Origin of the sequence: Clostridioides sp. ZZV15-6598, assembly GCF_020657705.1 — a bacterium.
In the GTDB taxonomy this organism is placed as follows: domain Bacteria; phylum Bacillota; class Clostridia; order Peptostreptococcales; family Peptostreptococcaceae; genus Clostridioides; species Clostridioides difficile_F.
Map to the genome: position 1 here is coordinate 1 of NZ_JAGWCS010000024.1, position 26,172 is coordinate 26,172.

Annotated in this window: 28 protein-coding genes; all 28 read right to left on the reverse strand. The window is 29.3% G+C overall.

What is annotated here, in order from left to right; genetic code table 11:
• Positions 1-1,381: glycosyltransferase family 2 protein (locus KGF50_RS06870; RefSeq protein ID WP_227847386.1), on the reverse strand; the 1,381-nt coding region annotated here is incomplete at its 3' end.
• Between the two features lie 79 nt (positions 1,382-1,460).
• Positions 1,461-2,309 carry a flagellin gene (locus tag KGF50_RS06875; RefSeq protein ID WP_227827782.1) on the reverse strand — a complete coding sequence of 283 codons (849 nt, stop codon included), beginning with the start codon at positions 2,307-2,309 and terminating at the stop codon, positions 1,461-1,463.
• Positions 2,310-2,396: 87 nt separating this feature from the next.
• Complete coding sequence (locus tag KGF50_RS06880; RefSeq protein ID WP_227827783.1) at positions 2,397-2,732, reverse strand: flagellar protein FliT; 336 nt, start codon at positions 2,730-2,732, stop codon at positions 2,397-2,399.
• Positions 2,733-2,746: 14 nt separating this feature from the next.
• Positions 2,747-4,264, reverse strand: coding sequence for a flagellar filament capping protein FliD (gene fliD / locus KGF50_RS06885; RefSeq protein ID WP_227847387.1), 1,518 nt, complete (start codon positions 4,262-4,264; stop codon positions 2,747-2,749).
• A 16-nt stretch (positions 4,265-4,280) separates the two neighbouring features.
• Entirely contained in the window at positions 4,281-4,637 is a 357-nt protein-coding gene (fliS, locus tag KGF50_RS06890; protein WP_227847388.1) for a flagellar export chaperone FliS, read from the reverse strand.
• 4 nt (positions 4,638-4,641) lie between these two features.
• A complete protein-coding gene (fliS, locus tag KGF50_RS06895) occupies positions 4,642-5,034 on the reverse strand; it encodes a flagellar export chaperone FliS (RefSeq protein WP_227827786.1) in 393 nt (130 codons plus the stop codon).
• Positions 5,035-5,056: 22 nt separating this feature from the next.
• Positions 5,057-5,269, reverse strand: a complete 213-nt coding sequence (csrA, locus tag KGF50_RS06900) for a carbon storage regulator CsrA (RefSeq protein ID WP_227827787.1) — start codon at positions 5,267-5,269, stop codon at positions 5,057-5,059.
• On the reverse strand, positions 5,263-5,655 hold the full coding sequence (locus KGF50_RS06905; RefSeq protein WP_227847389.1) for a flagellar assembly protein FliW: 393 nt from the start codon (positions 5,653-5,655) through the stop codon (positions 5,263-5,265). Before KGF50_RS06905 ends, csrA begins: the two co-directional genes overlap by 7 nt.
• A gap of 15 nt (positions 5,656-5,670) precedes the next feature.
• Positions 5,671-6,603, reverse strand: a complete 933-nt coding sequence (gene flgL, locus KGF50_RS06910; RefSeq protein WP_227827789.1) for a flagellar hook-associated protein FlgL — start codon at positions 6,601-6,603, stop codon at positions 5,671-5,673.
• Positions 6,604-6,621: 18 nt separating this feature from the next.
• Positions 6,622-7,932 carry a flagellar hook-associated protein FlgK gene (gene flgK, locus KGF50_RS06915; RefSeq protein WP_227847390.1) on the reverse strand — a complete coding sequence of 437 codons (1,311 nt, stop codon included), beginning with the start codon at positions 7,930-7,932 and terminating at the stop codon, positions 6,622-6,624.
• 17 nt (positions 7,933-7,949) lie between these two features.
• On the reverse strand, positions 7,950-8,366 hold the full coding sequence (locus KGF50_RS06920) for a flagellar protein FlgN (RefSeq protein ID WP_227827791.1): 417 nt from the start codon (positions 8,364-8,366) through the stop codon (positions 7,950-7,952).
• A 4-nt stretch (positions 8,367-8,370) separates the two neighbouring features.
• Positions 8,371-8,646 carry a flagellar biosynthesis anti-sigma factor FlgM gene (flgM, locus tag KGF50_RS06925; protein ID WP_227827792.1) on the reverse strand — a complete coding sequence of 92 codons (276 nt, stop codon included), beginning with the start codon at positions 8,644-8,646 and terminating at the stop codon, positions 8,371-8,373.
• Positions 8,647-8,797: 151 nt separating this feature from the next.
• Complete coding sequence (locus KGF50_RS06930) at positions 8,798-9,112, reverse strand: FliM/FliN family flagellar motor switch protein (RefSeq protein ID WP_227434646.1); 315 nt, start codon at positions 9,110-9,112, stop codon at positions 8,798-8,800.
• Between the two features lie 23 nt (positions 9,113-9,135).
• Positions 9,136-9,564: a YaaR family protein gene (locus KGF50_RS06935; protein WP_227827793.1), complete on the reverse strand. Its 429-nt coding sequence runs from the start codon at positions 9,562-9,564 to the stop codon at positions 9,136-9,138.
• 8 nt (positions 9,565-9,572) lie between these two features.
• Positions 9,573-10,241 carry a lytic transglycosylase domain-containing protein gene (locus tag KGF50_RS06940; protein ID WP_227847391.1) on the reverse strand — a complete coding sequence of 223 codons (669 nt, stop codon included), beginning with the start codon at positions 10,239-10,241 and terminating at the stop codon, positions 9,573-9,575.
• Positions 10,242-10,279: 38 nt separating this feature from the next.
• Positions 10,280-11,263: a dTDP-glucose 4,6-dehydratase gene (gene rfbB, locus KGF50_RS06945; RefSeq protein ID WP_227847392.1), complete on the reverse strand. Its 984-nt coding sequence runs from the start codon at positions 11,261-11,263 to the stop codon at positions 10,280-10,282.
• Positions 11,264-11,300: 37 nt separating this feature from the next.
• Positions 11,301-11,858 carry a dTDP-4-dehydrorhamnose 3,5-epimerase gene (rfbC, locus tag KGF50_RS06950; RefSeq protein ID WP_227847393.1) on the reverse strand — a complete coding sequence of 186 codons (558 nt, stop codon included), beginning with the start codon at positions 11,856-11,858 and terminating at the stop codon, positions 11,301-11,303.
• 50 nt (positions 11,859-11,908) lie between these two features.
• Positions 11,909-12,778 (reverse strand): glucose-1-phosphate thymidylyltransferase RfbA, encoded by an 870-nt coding sequence (gene rfbA / locus KGF50_RS06955; protein ID WP_227827797.1) that lies wholly within the window; start codon positions 12,776-12,778, stop codon positions 11,909-11,911.
• A 110-nt stretch (positions 12,779-12,888) separates the two neighbouring features.
• Positions 12,889-13,761: a dTDP-4-dehydrorhamnose reductase gene (rfbD, locus tag KGF50_RS06960; protein ID WP_227847394.1), complete on the reverse strand. Its 873-nt coding sequence runs from the start codon at positions 13,759-13,761 to the stop codon at positions 12,889-12,891.
• 204 nt (positions 13,762-13,965) lie between these two features.
• On the reverse strand, positions 13,966-17,772 hold the full coding sequence (locus KGF50_RS06965; RefSeq protein ID WP_227847395.1) for a phosphoribosylformylglycinamidine synthase: 3,807 nt from the start codon (positions 17,770-17,772) through the stop codon (positions 13,966-13,968).
• Positions 17,773-17,796: 24 nt separating this feature from the next.
• On the reverse strand, positions 17,797-19,047 hold the full coding sequence (purD, locus tag KGF50_RS06970; RefSeq protein ID WP_227847396.1) for a phosphoribosylamine--glycine ligase: 1,251 nt from the start codon (positions 19,045-19,047) through the stop codon (positions 17,797-17,799).
• 10 nt (positions 19,048-19,057) lie between these two features.
• Positions 19,058-20,590, reverse strand: a complete 1,533-nt coding sequence (gene purH, locus KGF50_RS06975) for a bifunctional phosphoribosylaminoimidazolecarboxamide formyltransferase/IMP cyclohydrolase (protein WP_227847397.1) — start codon at positions 20,588-20,590, stop codon at positions 19,058-19,060.
• Positions 20,583-21,176, reverse strand: a complete 594-nt coding sequence (gene purN, locus KGF50_RS06980) for a phosphoribosylglycinamide formyltransferase (RefSeq protein ID WP_227847398.1) — start codon at positions 21,174-21,176, stop codon at positions 20,583-20,585. The genes purH and purN overlap by 8 nt, the downstream gene beginning before the upstream one ends.
• Positions 21,170-22,246: a phosphoribosylformylglycinamidine cyclo-ligase gene (purM, locus tag KGF50_RS06985; RefSeq protein WP_227847399.1), complete on the reverse strand. Its 1,077-nt coding sequence runs from the start codon at positions 22,244-22,246 to the stop codon at positions 21,170-21,172. Before purM ends, purN begins: the two co-directional genes overlap by 7 nt.
• Entirely contained in the window at positions 22,240-23,607 is a 1,368-nt protein-coding gene (gene purF, locus KGF50_RS06990) for an amidophosphoribosyltransferase (RefSeq protein WP_227847400.1), read from the reverse strand. Before purF ends, purM begins: the two co-directional genes overlap by 7 nt.
• An 11-nt stretch (positions 23,608-23,618) precedes the next feature.
• Positions 23,619-24,317, reverse strand: a complete 699-nt coding sequence (gene purC, locus KGF50_RS06995; protein WP_227452069.1) for a phosphoribosylaminoimidazolesuccinocarboxamide synthase — start codon at positions 24,315-24,317, stop codon at positions 23,619-23,621.
• 5 nt (positions 24,318-24,322) lie between these two features.
• A complete protein-coding gene (gene purE, locus KGF50_RS07000; protein WP_227847401.1) occupies positions 24,323-24,799 on the reverse strand; it encodes a 5-(carboxyamino)imidazole ribonucleotide mutase in 477 nt (158 codons plus the stop codon).
• 470 nt (positions 24,800-25,269) lie between these two features.
• Positions 25,270-25,980 carry an HAD family hydrolase gene (locus KGF50_RS07005; protein ID WP_227847402.1) on the reverse strand — a complete coding sequence of 237 codons (711 nt, stop codon included), beginning with the start codon at positions 25,978-25,980 and terminating at the stop codon, positions 25,270-25,272.
• Between the last annotated feature and the right edge of the window lie 192 nt (positions 25,981-26,172).

Genomic DNA, 26,172 nt, shown 5'->3' on the forward strand with positions numbered 1-26,172 from the left:
CTATATTAATGAGTACTCCATAAATAGGATTTCTTTCATTTTTTAATATTTCTTTGCATTCATCTAATGAAATTTCATTTTTTAATCTTATACGATTTAGCTTTCCATAATTTCCATCTATAGCAGAAAGCATACTATAAAGTTTTAACTTTTTCTCTTTCTTTAAGCTTTTGATTAATTGTTCTAGAGCATAAAAAAAACTATCTCTTTCTACATTAGAATCTGGTAATCTATTATAATACTCCAATATTTCATCCAACTTATTAACTTTTTCTAAAGATGCAAATAAAAATTTGTTTACTTGTCTTTTATATATATACTTATTTATATTATTATACTTTTCTATAACTTTATGGTATTCTTCCATTGCATAATACATAAATATAATTTCGCAAATGATAGTATCTCTATTAGAGATACAATTTCCATCCGCAAATAAAGAGTTTGATTGTGTACTAATGTCATAATTATCTACAAGATAAATATATCTCTCAAATGATATAATACTGTTTTTTATTTTTCCAAGGGATTTTTGTACATTACCTAAATAGTAATATATATCAATATTATTTTTATCTTTTGTTATATATCTAGTACATAATTCTTCAGCCTCTTTATATTTTCCATTCACAATATATCTATTTGCCAAACTTGTATATACATATTCTGGTGCATCTCCATATTTTCTATATAGTTTATAGGCTTTTTCTATATATTCAAGTGACTCCACTTCTTCACCTTCAGATACTAGATTCTTACCCATTTGATAATTTATATATGGATTATCAGGATTTTCCTTTAACTCTGCACACAATAATATTCCATTTCTTTTAGTTTTATTAAGCTTAAACTCTTCATCCTCATAAAAATATCCATAATGATCAAATTCAGCTATGTTTTTATATATTGGTTCTTCATATATTGGTTGTTCATGAATTTTTCCCTCATATTTAAAATTGTCACTTCTAAATAATCTCATTAGTGTCACAGTTGTTGTCAATCTCTCATCAGACTCAAAATTTGCAAATATATTTTTAAGGTTTACTGAAGCAGAATTATATTTTTTATATATTCCAGTTTCAAAAAACATTAATAAATCTTCATGTTTAGTTAATATCTCATCTGCATCTACTATGAGTATCCATTCACCTTTTGAATAAGATATTGATTTATTTCTCATATCTGAAAAATCATCATTCCATTTTTGAAAATAAACATTACTTGTAAATTTTTTTGCTATTTCTACAGTTTTATCCTTAGAACCTGTATCTAGTATTATAAGCTCACTATCTAACCTTTCTATAATAGGTTTCAATGATTTCAGTGATTTCCCTAGAAATTTTTCTTCGTCTTTAACCATCATTACAATACTAAGTAACATAATCTTGTTCCTTTCTGTTATAAATTATTAAAAATAAAGAGTAAAGCAATGCTTTACTCTTTATCCCTTACTTTTTATATTATCCTAATAGTTGTAATACTCCTTGTGGTTGTTGATTTGCCTGAGCTAACATTGATTGTGATGCTTGTACTAATATATTCATCTTAGACAAATTAACCATTTCTGATGCTACATCAGTATCTCTTATTCTAGATTCAGCAGCAGTTACATTTTCTAATGTGTTATTTAAGTTATTTTGAGTTGATTCTAGTCTATTTTGTTGTGCTCCTAATTTAGCTCTTGCTGAGTTTATAGATGCAAGTGCTTTATCTAGATTAGATACCATTGTTTTAGCACTAGCAGTACCCACTGTTCCACTATCATTTAAGCTTGATATTGCACTAGCAGTTATTCCAGCTGTACTCATTACACTTGCAGTATTAATCAGATTAACTGTTATTTGGTTATCACTTGCATCATTTGCTCCAACTTGTAATTTTATTTCTGTAGCCTTACCATCTAACAATGTTTTTCCATTAAATGATGTTGATGTTGATATTCTTTCAACTTCACTATTTAATTGGCTTAATTCATCAGATATTTTTTCTCTTTCTTCTTTAGTATTAGTCTCATTTGAAGCCTGAACTGATAAAGTTCTCATTCTTTGTAGTATATTACCAGTTTCTTCTAACGCACCTTCTGCAGTTTGTACAACTGATATACCATCTTGAACATTTCTTCCAGCTTGATCTAAACCTTTAATCTGAGCTCTCATTTTTTCAGATATAGCAAGACCTGCTGCATCATCTGCTGCTCTTTTTATTCTGACCCCAGAAGATAATTTCTCCATAGATTTACTTTGCCCACTTACATTTCTTCCCATTTGATTATTTGCTATTAAAGCACTTACATTTGTATTAACTCTCATTATTTACCCTCCTTAGTGTTGTTGACATCCTTGTCATTTCTACTATTATTTTATCTAACTATATAATCGGACATATTATGCTTAACTTTATACTTTTTTATTGAAAATATTTATTTTTTCTCTGTTTGAATTAGAATACATCGTATTAACTTGTTTTGTTAGTCTATATTCATACAATTCTTTCTTCACTATTGCTAACTGTTCATTAAGAATTCCTTTAATCTTATTATCGATTTCAATCATTCCTAATTCATTGTATTTCTCTATAAAAGAATCTTTATCAATTTCATTTATACTATTTATAATATGTTGTCTCTCATCCAACTTGATATTTATATCCTTATATTTGTTGTTTGTAATCATACTTAAAATTTGCTCAGATATAATTTTGTATAAATTTATCTTTTCTTCTAATTCATTCATGATACCTCCTACTCTTATTTATTCTGTGAAAAATAGTTCATCTGAGAATTGTATTTGTTTAGTAAAGATTCAAGAGCTGAATATTTGCTATACAACTTAGCCTCCTTAGCATTCATTTTTTCTACAAGCCTATTTATATTTTTTTCTTTATCAGCAATATCTTTAGAATATATATTTTCACTAGCAGATGCAGTTTTTGCTATACCTGATTTCTCAGCCAATTTCGACCCAGAGCTACCAGCATATTCATACACAATACTTTTTAGTTTTTCAAACATACCTTTATCTTCAAAATTTGAAGAAAATCCAGCCAAATCTTTATAAACTTTATCACTATTTTCTACTAGAGCCTTTGAAAATTTTTCTTCATTAAATGATATCTGGCCTTTTTTATTGTAATCTGCGTGTTCACTTATACCCATACTTTTTAAAAGATTAATATTACTTGAAGAGCCAAAAAAAGATTTTTGGATATCTTCGACAAAGGATCTCAATTCACTGTCATTTCTAAGTATCCCTTCTTTTGCCTTCTTTTCCCACTTCTCTATTTCCTCAGTTGTCATATCCTCTTTTTGTTTTTCTGTAAGAGGTGGATAATCTGGAGATTTTTTTGTAGTTACTAAGCTATATACTTTATCCATTAATTTATTATAATCCTCAACAAAATCCTTCATATTCTTTACTGCTTTTTCAGTATCCGTCACAGAAGTAAGTTTTGCATTGCCTTTTCCATTAACTGTATAATCTACATTATCTATAGTAAATACATTTTCAGATTTACTTATATATGTATCTCTACCCTTAGAATCTGTAACTTTAGCTTCTAAATTCTTCCCTACCAATACAAACTCTTTGCTTCCACTTCCATCATCTGTAGAAGCAACACCATTTTCTATTGATATTTGATTGGCTAATGCATCATTTCCTGTTACTTTTAAATCAATCTTTGAATCTAAACCTGTTTGTTTTCTAGAAATAATTAGTTCACCTGTCATTTCGCTATATGATGCTTTTATATCTGTATCTGAACAAAGAGAATTTATTTTACTAACTATAGTACTTGTGGTATCTTGTTCTGTTATTGGTATATTTACATCACCTATAGTCAATGAACTAGCACCACTCGCATTTGGAGGAAACTGTGTAACAATTGGAGAAGTTGTATTTAGTTTTATTGTAACCTTAGCAGGCTCAGCCATTTGACTTACTGCAAATTGATAATTTATCTTATCAGCTCCTGCTGAACCACTAGCTGATATTATACTTTCATCAGAACTCTTTATGCTCAGTGATGAATAAGCTTTATTATTTAGTATACTATTTTCTGATGTTACACTAAGATATTTATCATATAGATTCTTGGAGTCTTGAATAACATCTCTATAAATTTCTTGCTTCCATTTAACTATCTGCTGTGCTTGTTTAGCTTTATCAACAGCTTCCTTATCTTTTATCATACTAGCCTCTATTACACCTTCCATATCAAAACTGCCTGAGAGACCTGTAACTCTAATTGGACTTATATTTGACATAATAACCCTCCTTATATTACTCTCTACTTTTGCTACTTGCCTCATACCATATATCTCTAATTTGCTCTATTATTGGGAAAACTTCATCTATTATTTGTATACCATTATTTAAATCTGCATTTGACAATTTATACTTTATAAAATCATACACTTTGTACATATCTTTTGCCCACTGACCTACATCTTGATTCAAAGTAGCCATAAGTTCTGCAAATATATCTTGTACCCTAATTAGCTCCTTATGGGCACTGTCCATATCATTATCAACAATAGCAGCCCTAGCTACTCTTGTATACTTTACTGCTCCATCTACAAGCATAAGTAATAGTTGTTCTTGCGAAGAATATTGTAATTTTTCTATGTTTAAACCCATTTAATTATCCTCTTTTTCTTTCATCTTTACTTTTTTTATCTGCTTCATACCAGGTATCCCTAATTTGTTCTATTATTGGTAATACTTCATCTATTACTTGTATATCTTTTCTTATATTCGCTCTTGATAACTCATATCTTACAAAATCATAAACTTTATACATATCTTTTGCCCATTTACCTGCACTTTGATCTAATGTAACCATTAGCTCTGTAAATATATCCTGAACTCTAACAAGTTCTTTATGTGCCCTTTGCATATTTTTATCTATAATAGATAGTCTAGCTATCTTTGTATACTTCACTGCACCATCTACAAGCATAAGTAATAATTGTTCCTTTGATGCCATAAATATTGAATTTTGCTTATAAGAATTATAAGGGTTTTCTCCATACATATACTACTTCCTCCAAATACTTTTATTTTAAGTTACTTAAAATCTCTATATTTATCTTTGTTGCTTTTATATTTTCATCTTTTATCTTTTCATAAATTTCTTTTCTTAGTATTCCTATATCATTTGGTGCTGATATAGCCAATTTAATATTCTTTCCATCAACACCTACTACCTTAACCTCAATATCTTCTCCTATAAGTATTGACTCTCCCTTTTTTCTAGAAATCACTAACATCCATCATCACCTCTCAATAATGGATGTCTTATACTGTAATTTTCTTCTTGTAAAATTATTTGCATACCATAATTATTTTTTATATTTATTATTATAGGAGCTTTCATATTCACAGTTGATTCTTTTAAAGTTGGTCCAAGAGTTAATATATTAAATATTATAATATCATTAGGCGATTCTACTTTGAGTTTTTCTATTATATCTTGATTTAAAGTTATCTCATATTCATCGATAATCTCAAATGGTGATATAACAATAAATCCTATACAATCTTCTTCAATAGAATTAAATTCTTTTAAAGTATTATTATTTTCTATATCTAAAAGCTCATATTCTTTTAGATTTTCAAACCCTAGTATACCTTTTTTTAATGTAATTTTCATCATATCTGCGTTATTTTACTATATGTAATCTAATATAGATACATTAAATAACTTTCCTCCTGTTTGTAGTGAAGCTTGATAAGTTAATTCTGCCGCCTTTAATTGGACAAGTTTTTCTCCATAATCTATCTCTTCATTTTGTGATAGAATATCCTTTAACTGAATCAAATTTTCATCATTCTTTTCCTTCATTGCATCTACAGTATTTGCTTTAGTTCCATATATAGATCTAGTATTAACTGTATTCTCAATCAACTTATCTACACCACTTAAACATGTCGTTGTCAAGTCTTTTATATCTGCATCACTAGGATTTATTAACTTTCTCGATATATTATTTAAATCTTCAAATGGATCTGTTTTTGTTGGGTCAAAACCAAGAGAACTTAACTTAACATTATATTCTACATTTATACCTTGAGCTATGTTCATACTTAAAGAATCTTGTAGTTTGTTTAAATTTATACCACTGTTAAATTTTAAGCTTACAGAACCATCTGCATTTTCAACATATTGAACAGGTGGTGTACCTGTATTTGATCCTGAAAATATATATTTACCTTCATGTGTTGCATTTAAAGCATTTGCAATTTCTTTCATTTTTTCATTAGTTGAATTACTAAGAGTCTTTAGTTCATCCTCTGAATATGCACCATCACCACTTGCCACCAAAGTTTTCTTTACATCCGATAATAATTTTCCAAGTTGATCTAATGCAGTATCAGTAGTTTCTAACCAATTTCCTGTATCATTACAGTTTTCAATATAAGTCTCCATAGTCTTTATTTCACTTTTTGAATTCAATATTTTTATTGCTTTATATGGATTATCAGATAGTTTGTTTATTTCCTTTGTTGTATTAACTTGTCTATTAACTTTATCTAACCTTTGTAGATTATCTTGTAACGAGTTTAGATAACTGCTAGACATCATACCTGTACTGACTCTCATTATAAATTCCTCCTTCTATTAAATTATTCCATTTATTACAACATCCAACAGTTGCACAGCTGTTGACATAACCTTTGCACTAGCTTGATAGGAACGTTGTACTTTTATAAGCTCTGTCATTTCTTCATCTAACGATACACCTGAAACACTCATTCGTGAACTATCAATATTATTTATAATTTTACGTTGATTCACCTCATCTTGATTTACTTTTTGAGAATCTAAACCCACTGATTCTGCAAAAGCTTTATAGTGGTCACTTATTGTACTTACTTTTCCACCAACTGCCCCAATATCTATTTTTTCGTCTTTTAGTTTAGCAATCTTTGAAGCCTCATCAGCAGTAAGTTTTAGTTCATTTGGGTTACTCTTTATAGCTGGATTTACCTTTATGATATCTTCACCAGCTACATTTGAAGTTATAAAAAAATCTCTTACTGTTATTCCAGCAGACGTATTATAAACATCATTTATCTGTTTAGCTAATCCATCAGATACGTCTTTTAAATCGCTTTTATATGTATCAATCTTACCATGCATTTCAAACAAACCTTGTAAAGTTCCTGATACACCTGTTTTCCAAGTTCCACCTGGATTTTTTAGTTCATTAAGTTCTAATTTACCATCTGCAAGCATATTTTTAACATCGCCATTTTCAAGGTCTAATTTAAAACTTAAGTCATCTAATATTCTATCTCTTTCATCAAGTAAGTCATTCGGAGTAGAGCCAGAACCAGATATAACATCAATAGATTTATTCAAATCTTCAAGGCTTTTTAACATGTCATTTATCTGTTTTATCTCAGAGTCTATATTGTCATCTATATCTCCTTTTAACTTATCAAGCTTTTTATAACTCTCACTTATTAAAGTTGCTAAATTTGATGCATTTTCTACCACTAAACTTTTTTTACTATCGCTATTTATATCCTTTGCTAATGATTCCCACCCTTTGAAAAAATCATCTATACCTGAAGATATTCCATAGTCTGATGGTTCATTTATTATAGTTTCTATAGTATTATAATAGTCATACTTTGAGACTGTCTTACCATATTTATGAGCTTCTGCTCTAAATTGATAATCATAAAAACTATTTCTAGCTCTTGTTACATCTGTTACATGTACACCTGTACCTAATTGACCTCTTCCAATTGCATTGTTCAAACTAGGCATATACATTGGGCTATTTGTGGCAAATTCTGTCCTTTGCCTAGAATAACCTTCTGTGTCTAGATTACTTATATTATGAGAAATTGTCTGTATTGCTTTTTGATGCGCATTCATTCCTGAATTAGCTGTATTTAAAATGGAAAATAATCCCGCCATATTTCTCCTCCCAATATCTATTTTCTAATATTTCCATAAGAATTATAAGTTGTAGTTTGTTTATCAGCTGGTTTTATGAAATTAATCATTTTTTTCGTAAAAATAAGTTCTTTCTTTATTAGAGAATCATTTGATTCCTGTTGATTTTTAGCTAAAGCAATAATGTGCTTTAAATCTGTATATATTTCTCTTAAATATTCATCATTACTATTTTCAACAACTTCACTCATTGGAATATCATCACTAAAAAATTGTCTTCTTTTTATCTCCATAGATGCAAGTTCTCTACTAATATCCTCTAATTTAGGATTTAATCTATTTAAATTTTCTATGTCTTTTTCAACTATATAATCAAATTGTTCTTTTAATAATTCCATCATATTATTAAGTATCTTTTTTTCTTCATACAATATAACTTTTAAGTCTGTAATCATGACTTTATCCTCGCATATCCTCTATCATTTTTTTCGCAATTTCTTCTGGTTTTATTTTGTAAGTTCCATTTTCCAATGCATTTTTTATTTCATCGATTTTTTTATTCCTAATAGTCTCATCACTCATATTTGATATACTTGCCATTTCCTTTGCAAATTTAGATAGCTCTATCTTGTCTGTTTTACTAGTTTTTTGAACTTCCTCAACTTTTTTTACACCTAATGTATTCTTTAAATAATTATTCACTACAATATTTGAACTTACATTTTTAACATCCATATTTTCACCTCCAAAATTACATACTTATAATTTAATTATCGCTCAGAAAATAAAAACATTTATATGATTCAAACATATTTTAAATTTTTTATAAAAATATCCCCTTAGCTAAATTCATACAGAATAGCCTAAAGGGATACTATTTAAAGTGCTAATTTATATCTGAATCTTCTATTTTAGATAATCTTACAGATAATTTTTCATTTGTAATAATGCTTTCTCCATAAGCAAACAATCTATCATTTGCATATATATCTAATTTTTCATCCACATTCTTATTTAGTTTTATTATAGAGCCTTCTTTTAATTCTAGTATATTTTTTATTGTTTCCGTTGTATTTCCTATAGAAACAGCTACATTTACTTTTGCATTAAAAACATTTTGATTTTCTTCTATAACGCCAGTCTTTTCTTCTATTAGTTGCCCAAAATTCAATTCATATATATCCTCTTTTTTGCTATTCATAAAACTTTTCTCCTTGTATAACCTTATCTATACATGTCTATCAACAAGCCTTGTATCATATCAACAGTAGAAACAATATCTATGTTTTCTTTTTCTTCACTAAGTAACTTACTAGTCATATCCTCAAGTTTATTATCAACAATCTTTACATTCTTATAGTATTGATGCTCCCAAAAACTACTATTTTTATCAAGTGAATACATATTATCTACAACTGATTTTAGGTATTCTTTTACTGCATTTTTATATATACTAATATCGCCATAGTTCTGAGTGAGTACAAGCCTTTCCCCTGCCCTTTTTACACTTTCCAGATTTCGTTTTATATCTTCCATTGAGGAAGATTGTTTTACAGAGTTTAAATTGTCATAAAATTTATTATTTTCTTTTAGTTTTTTAACCTCTATATTTCTACTTGGACTTATATTTAGCTTATCTATATTTATACCCATAATAAAGCCTACCCTCTATAATATTTCATAACTTTAGGAATATAATTTTGTGTTTCTTTTGGCATCTTATACAAGTCAGAAATTGATTCAACTCCTCTGCTTTTCATTCTGCCAGGTCCTCCGTTATATGCCATTAATCCCATTTCTATGCTACCTCCAAACATATCTATATACTCCTTAATATGTCTAGTTCCAGCATCTATATTCTGTTCTATATTAAATGGATCTGTTACACCCAAATCTCTGCAATTTTCTGGCATAAGCTGCATAAGCCCCTTTGCACCAGCAGAAGACACAGTATTTGGATTAAAATCTGACTCAACTTTAATTATTGCTTTTATAAGATTTGCATCTATATTATATTTTTTTGATGCTTGCTCCACAGCATTTTCAATTCTGGATTTTACGTTTTTATCCTTTGTATCAACTTCTATAAACTTTCCAACTGTATTATTTGCTATATTATCAAGCTCATTAAATAAATTTTCAGAATCAGATAATAAATTGTATCCACTAGAAGTTTGTTGATTATTCTGTGACAATGCTTTCAATAAGGACATCATAATCATATCAAATCCAGATGAGTTATTGTATCCACAGTTACACTGACTTGTAGAATTACTGCCCGATAATTGTGTCAATGCTAATATATTAATTAGTGAACTTATTTCATTCAATATAATACTCCCCTTTCACAATTTTATAAACTTTAAAGTTAGACTGATAAAACAGCTTTCCACCAAGATTCATTTTCTATATACCATCTAACAGTTTCTTTTATGCCCAAATCAAAATCATATTTTGCCTTCCAACCCAACTCGTGCTCTATCTTAGATGCATCAATGGCATATCTTAAATCATGACCAGGTCTATCATTTACATAAGATATTAAATCCTCGGATTTACCTAAAATATTCAATATAGTTTTTACCACTTCTATATTACTTCTTTCGTTGTGACCACCTATATTATAGACTTCACCAATATTACCCTTATGTATTATTAAGTCTATAGCAGTACAATGGTCATATACATGCAACCAATCTCTTATGTTCTCTCCGTTACCGTACACTGGCAATTGTTTGTCTTCCAAGGCATTTAAAATCATAAGTGGTATCAGTTTTTCAGGAAAGTGATATGACCCATAATTATTTGAACATCTAGATATAGTTGTTGGTAATCCATATGTCCTATAGTAAGAATTCACCAATAAATCTGCTGCTGTTTTAGACGCTGAATAAGGGGAACTTGGATTAATAGCTGATTTCTCTGTAAAGAATAAATCCTTTCTATCAATTGGTAAATCACCATAGACTTCATCTGTAGAAACCTGATGATATCTTTTTATCCCATATTTTCTACATGCATCTAAAAGTACTTGTGTTCCTATAATATTTGTTTGTATAAATAATTGTGGATTTTCAACTGACCTATCTACATGAGATTCAGCAGCAAAGTTAACAACTATATCAAACTTTTCATCTTCAAATAATTTATAGACATGCTCTCTATCTGAAATATCTCCTCTAACAAATTTATAATTTGGCTTATCTTGTACTTCTTTTAATGTTTCCAAATTGCCAGCATAAGTCAATAAGTCTAAATTAACAATAGAATAATCTACATATTTATTAAGCATATAATGTACAAAATTGCTTCCAATAAATCCTGCTCCTCCAGTTATCAGTATTTTTTTCATATTTTTTCTCCTAAATGTCAATTTTAATAAACTTTTATTAAAGTTCCTTATAAATATCTTTAAACTCTTTCTGTGTTTTGTCCTTTGTTGATAGGAATATCTCTTCAATTCCTTCTAAAGGCCAGTCAATAGCTATATTTTTATCATTCCACATAAAACCACTTTCAAATTCTGGATAATAATAATTTGTACACTTATAATTAAATACTGCTTTTTCTGATAAAACTAAAAAACCATGTGCAAAACCTTCTGGAATGTAAAATTGCTTTTTATTCTCATCAGACAGTATTACCCCTTCCCACTTTCCAAATGTTTTGGAATCTTTTCTTAAATCGACTGCAACATCAAATACTTCTCCCTCTGTAACTCTAACTAATTTTCCTTGAGGATATTTATTTTGAAAATGCATTCCCCTCAAGACACCTTTCCTTGAGCTAGATTCATTATCTTGAACAAAGCACATATCAAGTCCAAACTCCATAAAATTCTTTTTATTATAGCTCTCAAAAAAATATCCTCTATCATCATAAAATGCATTTGGTTCAACTATATATAATCCTTCTATTTTTGTCTTTACAAAATTAAATTTTTCCATTACAATAAACTCCTTTAGTAAATAAAATTTATAGTAAATTTTATATCATATTAAATGTATTCATTGGCTAGTTTTAATAGATACTGGCCATACTCAGTTTTTATCAGTGGCTTAGCTAGTTCAATTAACTTCTCTCTATTTATATATCCTTTTGTATATGCAATCTCTTCTAAACATGCTATGTACAAGCCCTGTCTTGTTTGAACTACTTCAACATAATTAGAAGCATCTAACAGCCCCTTGTGTGTACCAGTATCCAACCAAGCCATACCTCTTCCTAAAAGTTCCACTTTAAGTTTTCCTCTTTTTAGATATTCATTGTTTATAGAGGTTATTTCTAATTCACCTCTATCTGATGGTTCAACAAGCTTTGCTATCTCTACAACATCACTATCGTAAAAATATAATCCTGGTATAGCATAATTAGATTTAGGAATACTAGGTTTTTCTTCTATTGATAATACATTTAAGTCTTTATCAAATTCTACAACTCCAAACGCATTTGGATTACTAACATGATACCCAAATATAGTTGCTCCACTTCTTTTAACTGCCTTTTCTAATCTCTCACTAAATCCGTATCCATAGAATATATTATCACCTAATACAAGTGCTACACTATCATTACCTATAAATTCTTCTCCTATTATAAATGCTTCTGCAATCCCATTTGGTTTTTCCTGAATTGCATATGTTATTTTAAGTCCTAACGAACTTCCATCTCCAAATAATTCTTCAAATGCTATTATATCTCTTGGTGTAGATATTATAAGTATCTCTTGTATACCTGCTAACATAAGAACTGACATAGGATAATATATCATTGGTTTATCATATATTGGAAGTGTTTGTTTGGATATACATTTTGTTATTGGATATAGTCTTGTCCCAGACCCTCCTGCTAAAATAATTCCTTTCATTTTTATTCCATCCTTAAATTTGTTTTTTATCATATTATGATTATCGGATAAATAAAAGAAATATTTATATTTTATGTAATATCTTATTTTATTTTCTAAAAACAGTACGTTTAGTTTTCACTTATGTCATATCTTTTTAAATACTCTTCAATAGATTCTTCCCAATTCCTAAATGAATTTAATCCAATTAATCTCAACATAAAATTATCCAATACAGAATATGGCGGTCTTTTAGCCTTACATTTAAAATCTTTACTTTTAATTGGATTTACTTTTATATCTATATTTTTTAATTCAAATATCTTTTTAGCAAAATTATACCAACTACACTCACCTTTACATGTAGCATGATAAACTCCATAATGCTCTGTTTCCATAATATTTATTATAACCTTTGCTAAGTCTACTGTACTTGTCGGACTCCCAAACTGGTCATCAACAACATTAACTTCTTTATTTTCTTTAGAAAGTCTTATCATAGTATTCACAAAATTATTTCCATCACCATATAACCATGCTGTTCTCAAAATAAAATACTTGTGTGAGAATTGTTCTACAAATTTTTCTCCCATAAGTTTGCTATTCCCATAAACAGAATTAGGCTCAATTTTATTATCTTCTCTATATGGATTTTTAGAAAGACCATTGAATACATAGTCAGTTGATATGTGAACAAGTTTAGCATTCACTTTTTCTGATGCTATTGCTAAATTTCTAGCTCCTAAAGCATTTATTTTATATGCAGTTTCTATATTGTCTTCACATGCATCGACCTTTGTATATGCTGCACAGTTTATAATTACATCAGGTTTATTATATGCTATAAAACTATCTACATTAGTTTGATTAGATATATCTAAATCATCTCTTGTTGTAGGTAATACATCATATTTTGGTTGTTTTATACTTTGATTAATTGATTCTAATTGATTGACCAATTCTCTCCCTAATTGCCCATTGGACCCTGTTATTAATATTTTCATTGACTGTTTTACCCTCCAATAAATATTCAACTCTATTTAATAATTAATTATAACATAACTCATATTTTGACTTAGGTAGAATATATATTATTTTATATAAATAAAAAAAGAGATGTAACATTAAATGATTATCATCACATTATTACATCCCTTTAAATCTAAATATATAAAATATATTGTAATTACTAATTAATTATTAAAACCTTATCTAAAATATTTAACTCCAGATTCAAATATCTTTTGATCTTTCTCACCTATGATATTCTTAAATACTTCCTCGCCAATTCTCTCAGAATGCCCCATTTTACCAAACACTCTACCATCAGCACTAGTTATACCTTCAACAGCATAGAATGAACCATTTGGATTAAACTCAATATCATAAGTAGCTTCATTATTAAAGTCAACATACTGAGTTGCTACTTGTCCATTAGCAATTAATTCTCTCATAACATCTTCACTAGCAACAAATTTACCTTCTCCATGAGAAATTGCTATATTGTGAATATCTCCAACATTAGTTTGAGCTAACCAAGGAGATTTATTAGATGAAATTCTAGTTCTAGCAATCTTAGCTTGATGACGACCAATATTATTGTAAGTAAGTGTTGGTGCACTTTCACTTGGAACTCTTATTTCTCCATATGGAACTAAGCCTAACTTAATTAATACTTGGAATCCATTACAGATACCTAACATTAAACCATCTTTTTGAGTTAAAAACTCATTTATAGCTTCTTGCACTCTAGGGTTTCTAAATACAGTAGCTATAAATTTACCAGAACCATCTGGCTCATCACCAGCACTAAATCCTCCTGGTAACATTATTATTTGAGAAGATTTTATTTCATTCACTATTGTATCTATAGAATCTTCTATATCTTTATAAGTTAAATTCTTAAATACTCTTATATTTGCATTAGCTCCTGCTCTTTCAAATGCTCTTGCAGAGTCATATTCACAGTTTGTTCCAGGGAATGCTGGTATAAATACTCTTGGAGTAGCTATACTTAATGATGATTTTTTAGCCTCTCCTTGTGATATATAGTTTATAGTCTCTATCTTTGATTTTACTTCTTCTGTTTTAGTTGGGAATATAGGCTCTAAAGTACTACAATGCGTTTTATATAATTCGTCTAATGAAATCTCTTCACCTTTAATAACTATACTAGCATCTTTAACTGTACTTCCAAGCACTATGTAATTATATCCATCTAACATACTTAAATCATCATTTGCTAATTCAAGTACTATATTTCCATAACTAGCTTCAAATAATTTATCATCTGTACATACTTTTTCAGCTTCTTCATTAAACTTAAATCCTATTTTATTACCAAAAGCCATTTTACTTATTGCTTCACCCACACCTGCAAATCCTAATGCATATGTTGATAAAACTTTATTTCCATGTATAAGTTCTCTTACTTTATCTAAATTTTTCTTTAGTTCTTCAAAATCTATAACATCATTTTCTGCTTTATTTACACATAACATTACCACTTTTGAATCTGCTTTTTTAAATTCTGAAGACACTACTTTTCTAGCATCTACTGTATCAACAGCAAATGAAACTAATGTTGGTGGAACTTCAATATCTTTGAATGTACCAGACATACTGTCTTTTCCACCTATAGCAGGTATCTCGAACTTACTTTGTGCATAAAATGCTCCTAAAAGTGCTGAGAATGGTTTACCCCATTTTTCTGGATTGTTACCAAGTTTTTCAAAGTACTCTTGGAATGTAAGTCTTGTTGTACTGTAATTTCCTCCAATAGCAACCAATTTACATACAGATTCTACTACTGCATATAAAGCTCCATGGAATGGACTCCATTTTCCTACTTTTGGATTATATCCATAAGTCATTATTGTAGAAGTATTAGTTTCTCCACCAAGAACTGGTATCTTAGCAACCATACCTTGAGTTGGAGTAGCTTGATACTTTCCACCAAATGGCATAAGTACTGTATTTCCACCAATTGTATTATCAAACATCTCTACTAATCCTTTTTGAGAACAAACGTTAAGGTCTGATAATACTTTTGTAAACTTATCTTTCATACTTGCAGATTTAACGTCTTTTACTATTTCATTAGAAGCAAAGAATGTATTTTCTTCATCTACTTTAGAAACATGAACATCAGTAGTTTGTTTTACTCCATTTGTATCTAAAAATTCTCTATTTATATCAACAATTGCCTTTCCATTCCAGAACATTCTTAAATATCCTGTGTCAGTTACTGTAGCTACATGTGTAGCTTCTAAGTTTTCTTCTACAGCCAATTGTATAAATTTATCTTTATTCTCTTTTTTTATAGCTACTGCCATACGTTCTTGTGACTCTGATATTGAAAGCTCTGTTCCATCAAGTCCATCGTATTTTTTAGGCACTAAATCTAAGTTTATATCTAAACTATCAGCAATCTCACCTATAGCAACACAAACTCCACCTGCTCCAAAGTCATTACATCTTTTTATCATTTGAGCAACTTCTTTATTTCTAAAGAATCTTTGTATTTTTCTTTCGTTAGGAGCATCACCTTTTTGAACTTCTGCACTACAAGTTAATATTGATTCTTCACTATGTTCTTTAGACGAACCAGTTGCGCCTCCACAGCCATCTCTTCCTGTTTTTCCTCCAAGAAGAACTATTACATCTCCTGCTTCTGGTCTTTCTCTTACTACATTTTCTTTTGGTGCTGCTGCTATAACTGCACCTATTTCCATTCTCTTTGCAACAAAGTTTTCATCATACACTTCTGCAACTTGTCCAGTTGTAAGACCTATTTGGTTACCATATGAACTATATCCATGAGCTGCTTCTGTAGTTATTTTTCTTTGCATAAGCTTTCCAGGTAAAGTGTCCTCTAAAGTTGTTCTTGGGTCAGCACTTCCTGTAACACGCATTGCTTGATAAACATAACTTCTTCCTGATAATGGGTCTCTTATAGCTCCACCTAAACAAGTAGCAGCTCCACCAAATGGCTCTATTTCAGTTGGATGGTTATGAGTTTCATTTTTAAACATTACTAAATATTTTTCCATTTTGCCATCGACTTCAACATCCACATTTATACTACATGCATTTATTTCTTCACTTTCGTCTAGGTCATTTAGTTTTCCATTTTTCTTTAATTCTTTTACTGCAACTGTAGCTATATCCATTAAGCATATATCTTTATGTCTGTTAACATATACATTGTCTCTTGAGTTAAGATACATTTGATACGCTTCTTTTACTATATCATTAAACTTACCATCTTCTATTTTTACATTTTCTATTTCAGTCATAAAAGTAGTATGTCTACAATGATCAGACCAATAAGTATCTAGAACTTTTATTTCTGTTATAGTTGGGTTTCTCTTTTCTGTATCTTTAAAGTATTTTTGAACATGTTGTAAGTCTCCTAAAGTCATTGCTAATCCTTTGTCACTTACAAATGATTTTAATCCATCTTCATTTAAATCTATAAATCCATCTAATATTTCAACTGCTGTTGGTATCTCAGTTTCCATTTTTAATGTTTCTGGTTTTTCTAAAGATGCTTCTCTACTATCCACTGGATTTATGCAGTAATCTTTTATTTTGCTAAATTCTTCATCAGTTATTTTACCTGATAATATATAAACCTTTGCTGTATTGATAGCAGGTCTTATACCTTGATTTACTATTTGGACACATTGAGCTGCCCAGTCACCCCTTTGGTCATATTGACCAGGTAGGAATTCTATTGCAAATACTCTTTCTCCATTTAATTCTGGTATTTCCTCATAGTATACTACATCTAGATTTGGTTCAGAAAATATTGTCTTTGCTGCATTTTCATAAACATCTTCTGATATTCCTTCTACATCATATCTATTTAATATTCTTAAATCTTCTATACTACTTATGTGTAAACTTTCCACTAAATCCTTTTTTAAAGCTTTAGCCTCAAGGTCAAATCCGTCTCTTTTTTCAACTAGCACTCTTCTAACCATTGAGTCTTTATTTCCAGTATTCAACATACCTTATCCTCCATTTTAGAAAAATTATCTACCTATGTCTGTTCTATAGTGCATTCCTTCAAAATTTATTTTCTTTATATTTTCATAAACTTTTTCTGCTGCATCTTTAACTGTAGCTGATTTTGTAGTTATACCAATTACTCTTCCCCCATTAGTGACTAAATTACCATCAAGCATCTTAGTACCACTGTGGAATACTACTATATCATCATCTAAATTTTCAAGACCAGTTATAACTTTTCCTTTTTCATAACTGTCTGGATACCCTCCTGATGTAAGCATAACACATACAGCTTCATCATCACTATAATTTATTTCTATATCTTTTAACTTATTATCAAGTATAGCTTCCATTATTTCATGTAAATCTGTTTCTAATCTAAATAAAACAGACTGTGTTTCAGGGTCTCCAAATCTTACATTATATTCAAGTACTTTCTCTCCATCATCAGTTATCATAAGACCAACAAATAAAATGCCTTTAAAGTTAAGTCCATCTTTTTTGAATCCTTCTAATGTTTTTTCTAACACTGTTTCTTTTACTTTATTTGCTAATTCTTCTGTATAGATTTCACTAGGTGAAAAAGTTCCCATTCCACCTGTGTTTGGTCCTTGTTCATAATTGTTTACCTTTTTATGGTCTTTTGCACTTGCCATAGGAACTATTGTATCATTGTCTACAAATGCCAAGATAGAAGTTTCTATACCTTTTAAAAATTCTTCAATTACTATTTTATCTCCAGCAGTTCCAAATTTCTTATCTGACATCATTTCTTTTAAAGTTGCTATAGCATCTTCTCTATTTTCAGGTATTACAACACCTTTTCCAGCAGCTAATCCGTCCGCTTTTATTACCACTGGATACCCAAAGCTATCTATTTCTGATATAGCTTCTTCTAAGTTTGTATATTCTTTGTATTTTGCAGTAGGTATATTATGTTTTATCATAAAATCTTTTGAAAAAGCTTTACTTCCTTCAAGTTGAGCACATTTTTTATTAGGTCCAAATACTCTTAAACCTTCTTTTTCAAACTCATCTACTATTCCCATAACTAGTGGTACTTCTGGACCTACTATTGTTAAACCTATTTTGTTTTCTTTGGCAAACTTTAAAAGTCCTTCTATATCAGTATCACCTATATTTACACATTCTGCTACATTTGCAATTCCTGCATTACCTGGTGCACAATAAACTTTTTCTACATTTTTTTCATTGCTTAATTTCCAGCATATAGCATGTTCTCTTCCGCCACCGCCTACAACCAATATCTTCATAATATCCTCCTTAGTGTTTGAAGTGTCTTATTCCTGTAAATACCATAACCATATCATACTTATCACAAGCTTCTATTGAATCTTTATCTTTTATAGAGCCACCTGGCTGAACTACTGCTGATATTCCATATTCATGAGCTAATGTTACACAATCATCAAATGGGAAAAATGCATCTGATGCTAAAACAGCTCCTGTAAAATCTTTATCTTTATTATTTTCAAGAGCATTTTTTAATGCCCAAATTCTTGATGTTTGTCCACAACCTAGAGCTAGAGTTTGACCATTTTTTACTATTGCAATTGCATTTGATTTCATATTTTTTACTACTCTCATACCAAATTCCATATCTTTAAGTTGTTCATCTGTTGGTTTTGCTTTTGTTACATTTTCGCTTTTTTCTGCTAATGTATTATTTCTATCTTGTATCAATAATTTTCCATCTAAGTATTTCATTTCATATGGCTGTAAACTATTTTCTATCTTAGCTAATTTTAAGATTCTTAGGTTTTTCTTTTGTTTAAGTATCTCTAATGCTTCTGGTTCAAAATCATACGCTACTACTATTTCTAAGAATATTTCATTTAATTTCTCTGCTGTAGCTTTGTCTATAGTAGAAGTTATTCCTACTATTCCACCAAAGATTGATACTTTATCTGCTTCATAACATTTTGTATATGCTTCAAAAGCATCTCTTCCTAATCCTACACCACATGAATTAGCATGTTTTATAGCTACTGAAACTACTTCTTCACTGTCTTTAAATTCTCTCATAACTTCTAAGCAACCATGTAAATCATTTAAGTTGTTGAAAGAAAGTTCTTTACCACCTAGTTGTTCATAATTTAATATTGGATTTTTTGCATTTGATTGTGAATATAAGAAACCATTTTGATGTGGATTTTCTCCATATCTTAAAGTTTGCTCTTTTTGGAAAGTTAAATTTAATATGTCAGGATATGTATCTCCTACTTCTCCAGCAAAATAGCTAGATATTAAAGCATCATATCTTCCTGTAGTTGAGAAAGCTTTATATGATAATTTTTTTCTATCTTCTAATGTCATTGTGTCTGTTTTTAATTTTTCTATTATAGAATCATAATCTTTTATATCTACTACTACTATTACATCTTTATAGTTTTTAGCAGCAGAACGTATCATAGATGGTCCACCGATATCTATATTTTCTATCATTTCATCATGGCTTTTTCCAGCTTTTAAAGTTCCTTCAAAATCGTATAGATTTACAGCTACTAAATCTATTGAATGTATTTTATGTTCATTTACAGTTTCTACATGAGATTCTTTGTCTCTTTTGTAAAGTATTCCACCATGTATATATGGATTTAATGTTTTTACTCTTCCATCCAATATTTCTGGGAAGTTTGTAACATCTTCAACTTGCATTACATTAACTCCATTTTCTTTTAATGTCTTAAAAGTATTTCCTGTAGATATAATTTCATAATCTAATTTATTTAATTCTTTAGCAAATTCAACTACACCTGTTTTGTCAGTTACACTTATTAAAGCTCTCTTACTCATTTATAAACACTCTCCTACCTTGAAGTTTTAATTTATTTTCACAAAAAAGACTTAAACTCTCTTTCAAAATCCTATGTTCAACTTCTAACACTCTTTTTGCAAGTGTTTTTGCATCATCATCTTGATTTACCTTAACTACATCTTGCATTATTATTGGTCCAGTATCAGCACCTTCATCCACAAAATGAACTGTAGCACCAGTTACTTTAGCCCCATAATCTATTACTCCTTGATGGACTCTTTCTCCATAGAATCCAGCCCCGCAAAATGAAGGTATTAATGATGGATGTATGTTTATCATTTTGTTTCTAAACTCATTAACCAGCTTTGGGCTGATTATTTTTAAATAACCAGCCAAAACTACTAAATCTATTTTATTTTCTTTAAGAATTTCTATTATCCTGTCTTCATTAGTTTCACAAATTGCCTTTATGTTATGATTTTTAGCTCTCTCTAAACCATAAGCATCTTGCTTACTTGAGATAACTACCTTAACCTGACCTTTTATCTTTCCAGACTCAGTACCATCTATAACTGCTTGTAAATTTGTTCCTCCACCAGATATTAAAACTCCTATATTTAGCATAATTCTACACCTTCATGACTATCTACTACTTCACCAATTATATATGCTTTATCTTCTAATAATTCACTGTATTTTTTATCTACATAAGCAGCATTGTCATTTTCTCTATTATTTATAAAGTCTACAACATCGTTGGCATTTTCTTTATCTACTATTAAAACTAGTCCAATACCCATGTTAAAACTCTTATGAAGTTCTCTCTCATCTACAGCATTAAAACCTTCTATCATTTTGAATATAGGAGGTTTCTCCCAAGATTTTTTATTTATATCTAATCCTAATCCTTTAGGTATAACTCTTGTTATATTTTCTATAAGCCCTCCACCAGTTATGTGAGCTATAGCTTTTATATCATGTTTAGCTAATACATCTAAAGCTAACTTAACATATATTTTAGTTGGTGTTAAAAGTGCTTCCCCAACTGTCATTCCTAGTTCTTCTACATATTGTTCCATCTTATAATCATAAGTTTCTAAGAATATCTTTCTTATGAAAGAAAATCCATTACTGTGTACTCCACTTGAAGATATACCAACTAATACATCTCCTGATTTAACATCCTTTCCAGAAACAATCTTTTCTTTGTCTGCTATACCTACAGAGAATCCTGCTAAATCATAATCATCATCTCCATACATTCCAGGCATTTCAGCAGTTTCTCCACCAATTAGTGCACAACCAGACATCTTACAACCATCTGCTATTCCGCCAACTACTTTTTCTATATGCTCAGGAACTAATTTTCCAAGAGCTATATAATCAAGGAAAAATAATGGTTTAGCACCTTGACATATTAAATCATTTACACACATTGCAACTAAATCTATTCCAACAGTATCATGCTTGTCCATCATTTGAGCTATTTTTAACTTAGTCCCAACACCATCTGTAGATGCAAGCAAAACTGGTTCTTTCATCCCTACAAAATCTTTTAAACTGTATAATCCACTGAAATTACCTAAATCTCCAACTACATTTCCATCATAAGTTCCTTTTATTTTACCTTTTATAAGGTCTACTGCTCTATTTCCTTCATCTATATCTACACCTGATTCTTTATATGTTAACATGAAAGTAGTTCCTCCTTATCAATTTTCTTAACTGGGTATTCTCCATCAAAACAAGCTTTACAGAAAGTAGACTTATGTTCTGCTGCATCTAACATTCCTTCTATATCTAGGAATTTTAAACTATCACATCCAATATATTCTCTCATTTCTTCTACGTTGTTACTTGATGCAATTAACTTAGAGCGATTTGGAGTATCTATTCCATAATAACAAGAGTAAGCTACTGGAGGAGATGTTATTCTAAGATGAATTTCTTTTGCTCCTGCTTCTCTTAAAGATTTTACTAACTGTTTAGATGTAGTTCCTCTTACTATTGAATCATCTACTAAAATTATAGATTTTCCTTTTATTACTGTTGAAAGAGGATTTAATTTTATTTTTACAGCTATTTCTCTTTCTTCTTGTGTAGGTTTTATAAATGTTCTTCCTACATATCTATTTTTAACTAGACCTTCACTTATTTTTAATCCACTGGCATTTGCATAACCAATAGCCCCTGGCCAACCTGAATCTGGAACTGGAACTACTACATCTGCTTTTACATTTTCATCTTGAGCTAATCTTTCACCACATTTAATTCTGAATTCATATGCATTTACATTATCTATAGTTGCATCATTTCTTGCAAAGTATATGTGCTCAAATATACAACTTTTCTTAACTGGTTTATAATTTTCTGAATGAAAATATGATTTTAATTCGCCATCTTTAACTACTATTATTTCTCCTGGCTCTACATCTCTTACAACTTCTCCGCCAAGTATGTCTATTGCACAATTTTCTGATGCAAATATATATTCATCACCCTTTTTACCAAGTACAAGAGGTCTGAATCCATGTGGGTCTCTAACTGCAACCAATTCATCTTGACTCATTATTACAAGAGCATATGCACCTTTGATATAGTCCATTGTTACCTTTAAACTTTCTACTATATCACCTTTGTAATATCTTGCAAGTATATATAAAATTACTTCTGTATCTGAATTAGTTTGGAACATATACCCGTCTTCTTCTAGCATGTCTTTTAAATAATTTGCATTTACTAGATTTCCATTATGAGCTATAGCTAATTGTCTTTTTCTGCAACTTCCAACTAAAGGTTGACAGTTGGAAACATGACTTCCTCCAGCTGTTGAATATCTAACATGTCCAATACCTATATTTCCTTTTAACTTAGATAATTCACTTTCCTTAAAAACATCTCCAACTAATCCCATATCTTTTTTGTACTTAATTTCTCCATCATCTAAAAGAGCTAAACCACAGCTTTCCTGCCCTCTGTGTTGCATAGAATATAAAGAATAATATAGTTCTTTAGTTACATCTTTATTAGAGTAAATCCCTAAAACTCCACACATACATTTGCCTCCTATTTATTATTCATTCTCGAAAGTACTTCCGTATAACCTTCTACAAGGTCTCCAAGGTCTCTTCTAAATCTGTCTTTGTCTAATTTTTCATTTGTGTTTACATCCCAAAGTCTACAAGTGTCTGGTGATACTTCATCAGCTAATATTATATTTCCTTCAGAATCTTTACCAAACTCTATTTTAAAGTCAACTAACTTTAGGTTTAATTTTAAGAAGAATGCTTTTAGCAATTCATTTATTTTTAGAGTTTCTTCTCTTAAGAATTTCAATTCTTCTCTAGTTGCCAATTTCATTGCCACTGCATAATCATCATTTAACATTGGGTCACCATAATCATCATTTTTGTAGCTTATTTCAAAGATTGGCTCATCGAAAACTACACCTTCTTCAAGGCCAACTCTTTTGCAAATAGAACCAGCAGCAATATTTCTTACTATTACTTCTAATGGTAAAATCTCTACTTTTTTAACTAACATTTCTCTATCTGATAAACTTTTTATAAAGTGTGTATTTATATTATTTTCTTTTAACATTTCAAAGATTATTGTTGATATCTTATTATTTAGTATACCTTTTGAAGATATTTCTGCTTTTTTTTCTCCATTAAATGCTGTTGCATCATCTTTATAATAAACAACATATTCATTTTCATTATCTGTAGAATATACTTGTTTTGCTTTTCCTTCATATAATAACATTTCTGTTACCCCCTTAAATTCTTGTCGTCTTCTAGCACTTTTTGTGCCATTTCTTCTCTATATGATTTTAAATCTTCTTTTAATTTTGGGTATTTTAGAGTCATTATTTGTAATGCCAATAAAGCTGCGTTTAAACCTAAATCTATTGTAACTGTTGCAACTGGTATTCCTTTTGGCATTTGAACTATTGATAAAAGTGAGTCTAGTCCATCCATAGTTGATGATTTAATAGGCAATCCTATTACTGGGATTAGTGTTTGTGAAGCTATTACTCCTGGTAAATGTGCTGCTTTTCCTGCTGCTGCTATTATTACATCTGTATCATCTTCTATTTCTTCTAGGAATATTGAAAGTTGTTCTGGTGTTCTATGAGCAGATAATGCTCTTGCTACAACTTCTATTCCATACTTTTCAAGCAGTTTTATCCCTTCTTCTAATTTTGGATAATCTGATTTTGAACCCATAACTACTGCTACTTTCATTAGACTTCCCCTCTCCGTTTATAAGTTATTTTACACTTTAAATCATTCGCATCATTATACGAATTATACATCTTAAATTTTATATTAATATACATATATTATCAACTCTTTTTTGAAATTTTTTAAAAAAAATATTCCTTGTGTTTTTTTCATTCGCCCCCTTACGAACTTTATTTGCTTTTTTTGATGTCTAACAAAATTACTTTTCATTTATTTATTATTTTTTGATAAATAAATATATTTTATATAATTTAAAGTAAACTTACATAGTAATTTTTAAATTATAATATTCATAATTCAGTAAGACACTTACTTCTATAAGATATTTACATCAAAATCTATACTAAAAAAGGAAGTTGATTATCATAAATCATCTTCCTTTTCATAGATATACAATTTTATAGCTGTTGACTTACAAAATATCTAGTTTTTAATTTTATTTTATCAATCAATTTATATCTTACTAATAGTTAAATATCTTTAAATAATTTTTTGTACAATAATGGTATTTCTTGATAATTCAAAATTATAAAGTCAGGTTTATAAACCAACTCCTTTACCCTATGTTCCCTATGATTCATCCATATACTCTTCCAACCAGCTTTTTTAGCACCTATTACATCATTTTTGTAAGAGTCACCTACATAATATGTATTTTCCCTATCTAAACTCATAAATTGCTCAACCAATCTAAAAATATTAATGTCTGGCTTAGAAAAACCAACTTCACTAGAAATAAAAATATTCTCTTCATCAACCCACTTCTCAATATTTAATTGATTTAATTTCATTCTTTGATGCGAAGATGGTCCATTAGTTATAATTCCAATATTAATATTTTTTTCTTTAGCAAAATTTAAAACTTGCTCCATTTCTGGGATTAAAGTGATTTGTGATTGTTGATATATATACTCATTTTGAAAATTTTGAGCATCTTTTTCTGTAATGGGATTTCCCAACTCTTCAAAAGCTTTTATTATTCTATAGACATGCATTTCTTCAATTGACATTTTTCCACTCTCAGTCAAATGAAATACCTCATCACTATGCTTTCTGCTACTGATATATAAATCCTTAACAGAAATATTCTTTATTGAAGAAAATACTTTGTCATATGCAATATAAAAAGGCGTTAACTGATTGTATAAAGTATCATCTACATCAAAAATTAAATTAATCAAAATATTAGTCCTCCCAAATTTAATAGTGATAAATATAATTATACTATAAATACCTAGTATAATAACATATATCTGTAACTATATTGGCAATAGTAAAATAGTTAAAAGTTTTACTTAAAAGTAAAACTATATCTGTAGATTTAAGCATACAAATAAAAAAGGCAAGCTATATATTTAAATTATATAACTTGC

Bases quoted from the DNA above. Each gene is read 5' to 3' on its own strand.
- KGF50_RS06875 (WP_227827782.1), bottom strand. From the start codon at position 2,309: ATGAGAGTTAATACAAATGTAAGTGCTTTAATAGCAAATAATCAAATG.
- KGF50_RS06880 (WP_227827783.1), bottom strand. From the start codon at position 2,732: ATGAATGAATTAGAAGAAAAGATAAATTTATACAAAATTATATCTGAG.
- fliD (WP_227847387.1), bottom strand. From the start codon at position 4,264: ATGTCAAATATAAGTCCAATTAGAGTTACAGGTCTCTCAGGCAGTTTT.
- fliS (WP_227847388.1), bottom strand. From the start codon at position 4,637: ATGGGTTTAAACATAGAAAAATTACAATATTCTTCGCAAGAACAACTA.
- fliS (WP_227827786.1), bottom strand. From the start codon at position 5,034: ATGTATGGAGAAAACCCTTATAATTCTTATAAGCAAAATTCAATATTT.
- csrA (WP_227827787.1), bottom strand. From the start codon at position 5,269: ATGTTAGTGATTTCTAGAAAAAAGGGAGAGTCAATACTTATAGGAGAA.
- KGF50_RS06905 (WP_227847389.1), bottom strand. From the start codon at position 5,655: ATGATGAAAATTACATTAAAAAAAGGTATACTAGGGTTTGAAAATCTA.
- flgL (WP_227827789.1), bottom strand. From the start codon at position 6,603: ATGAGAGTCAGTACAGGTATGATGTCTAGCAGTTATCTAAACTCGTTA.
- flgK (WP_227847390.1), bottom strand. From the start codon at position 7,932: ATGGCGGGATTATTTTCCATTTTAAATACAGCTAATTCAGGAATGAAT.
- KGF50_RS06920 (WP_227827791.1), bottom strand. From the start codon at position 8,366: ATGATTACAGACTTAAAAGTTATATTGTATGAAGAAAAAAAGATACTT.
- flgM (WP_227827792.1), bottom strand. From the start codon at position 8,646: ATGGATGTTAAAAATGTAAGTTCAAATATTGTAGTGAATAATTATTTA.
- KGF50_RS06930 (WP_227434646.1), bottom strand. From the start codon at position 9,112: ATGAATAGCAAAAAAGAGGATATATATGAATTGAATTTTGGGCAACTA.
- KGF50_RS06935 (WP_227827793.1), bottom strand. From the start codon at position 9,564: ATGGGTATAAATATAGATAAGCTAAATATAAGTCCAAGTAGAAATATA.
- rfbB (WP_227847392.1), bottom strand. From the start codon at position 11,263: ATGAAAAAAATACTGATAACTGGAGGAGCAGGATTTATTGGAAGCAAT.
- rfbC (WP_227847393.1), bottom strand. From the start codon at position 11,858: ATGGAAAAATTTAATTTTGTAAAGACAAAAATAGAAGGATTATATATA.
- rfbA (WP_227827797.1), bottom strand. From the start codon at position 12,778: ATGAAAGGAATTATTTTAGCAGGAGGGTCTGGGACAAGACTATATCCA.
- rfbD (WP_227847394.1), bottom strand. From the start codon at position 13,761: ATGAAAATATTAATAACAGGGTCCAATGGGCAATTAGGGAGAGAATTG.
- KGF50_RS06965 (WP_227847395.1), bottom strand. From the start codon at position 17,772: ATGTTGAATACTGGAAATAAAGACTCAATGGTTAGAAGAGTGCTAGTT.
- purD (WP_227847396.1), bottom strand. From the start codon at position 19,047: ATGAAGATATTGGTTGTAGGCGGTGGCGGAAGAGAACATGCTATATGC.
- purH (WP_227847397.1), bottom strand. From the start codon at position 20,590: ATGAGTAAGAGAGCTTTAATAAGTGTAACTGACAAAACAGGTGTAGTT.
- purN (WP_227847398.1), bottom strand. From the start codon at position 21,176: ATGCTAAATATAGGAGTTTTAATATCTGGTGGAGGAACAAATTTACAA.
- purM (WP_227847399.1), bottom strand. From the start codon at position 22,246: ATGTTAACATATAAAGAATCAGGTGTAGATATAGATGAAGGAAATAGA.
- purF (WP_227847400.1), bottom strand. From the start codon at position 23,607: ATGTGTGGAGTTTTAGGGATTTACTCTAATAAAGATGTAACTAAAGAA.
- purC (WP_227452069.1), bottom strand. From the start codon at position 24,317: ATGTTATTATATGAAGGAAAAGCAAAACAAGTATATTCTACAGATAAT.
- purE (WP_227847401.1), bottom strand. From the start codon at position 24,799: ATGAAAGTAGCAGTAGTTATGGGTTCAAAATCAGATTATCCAAAATTA.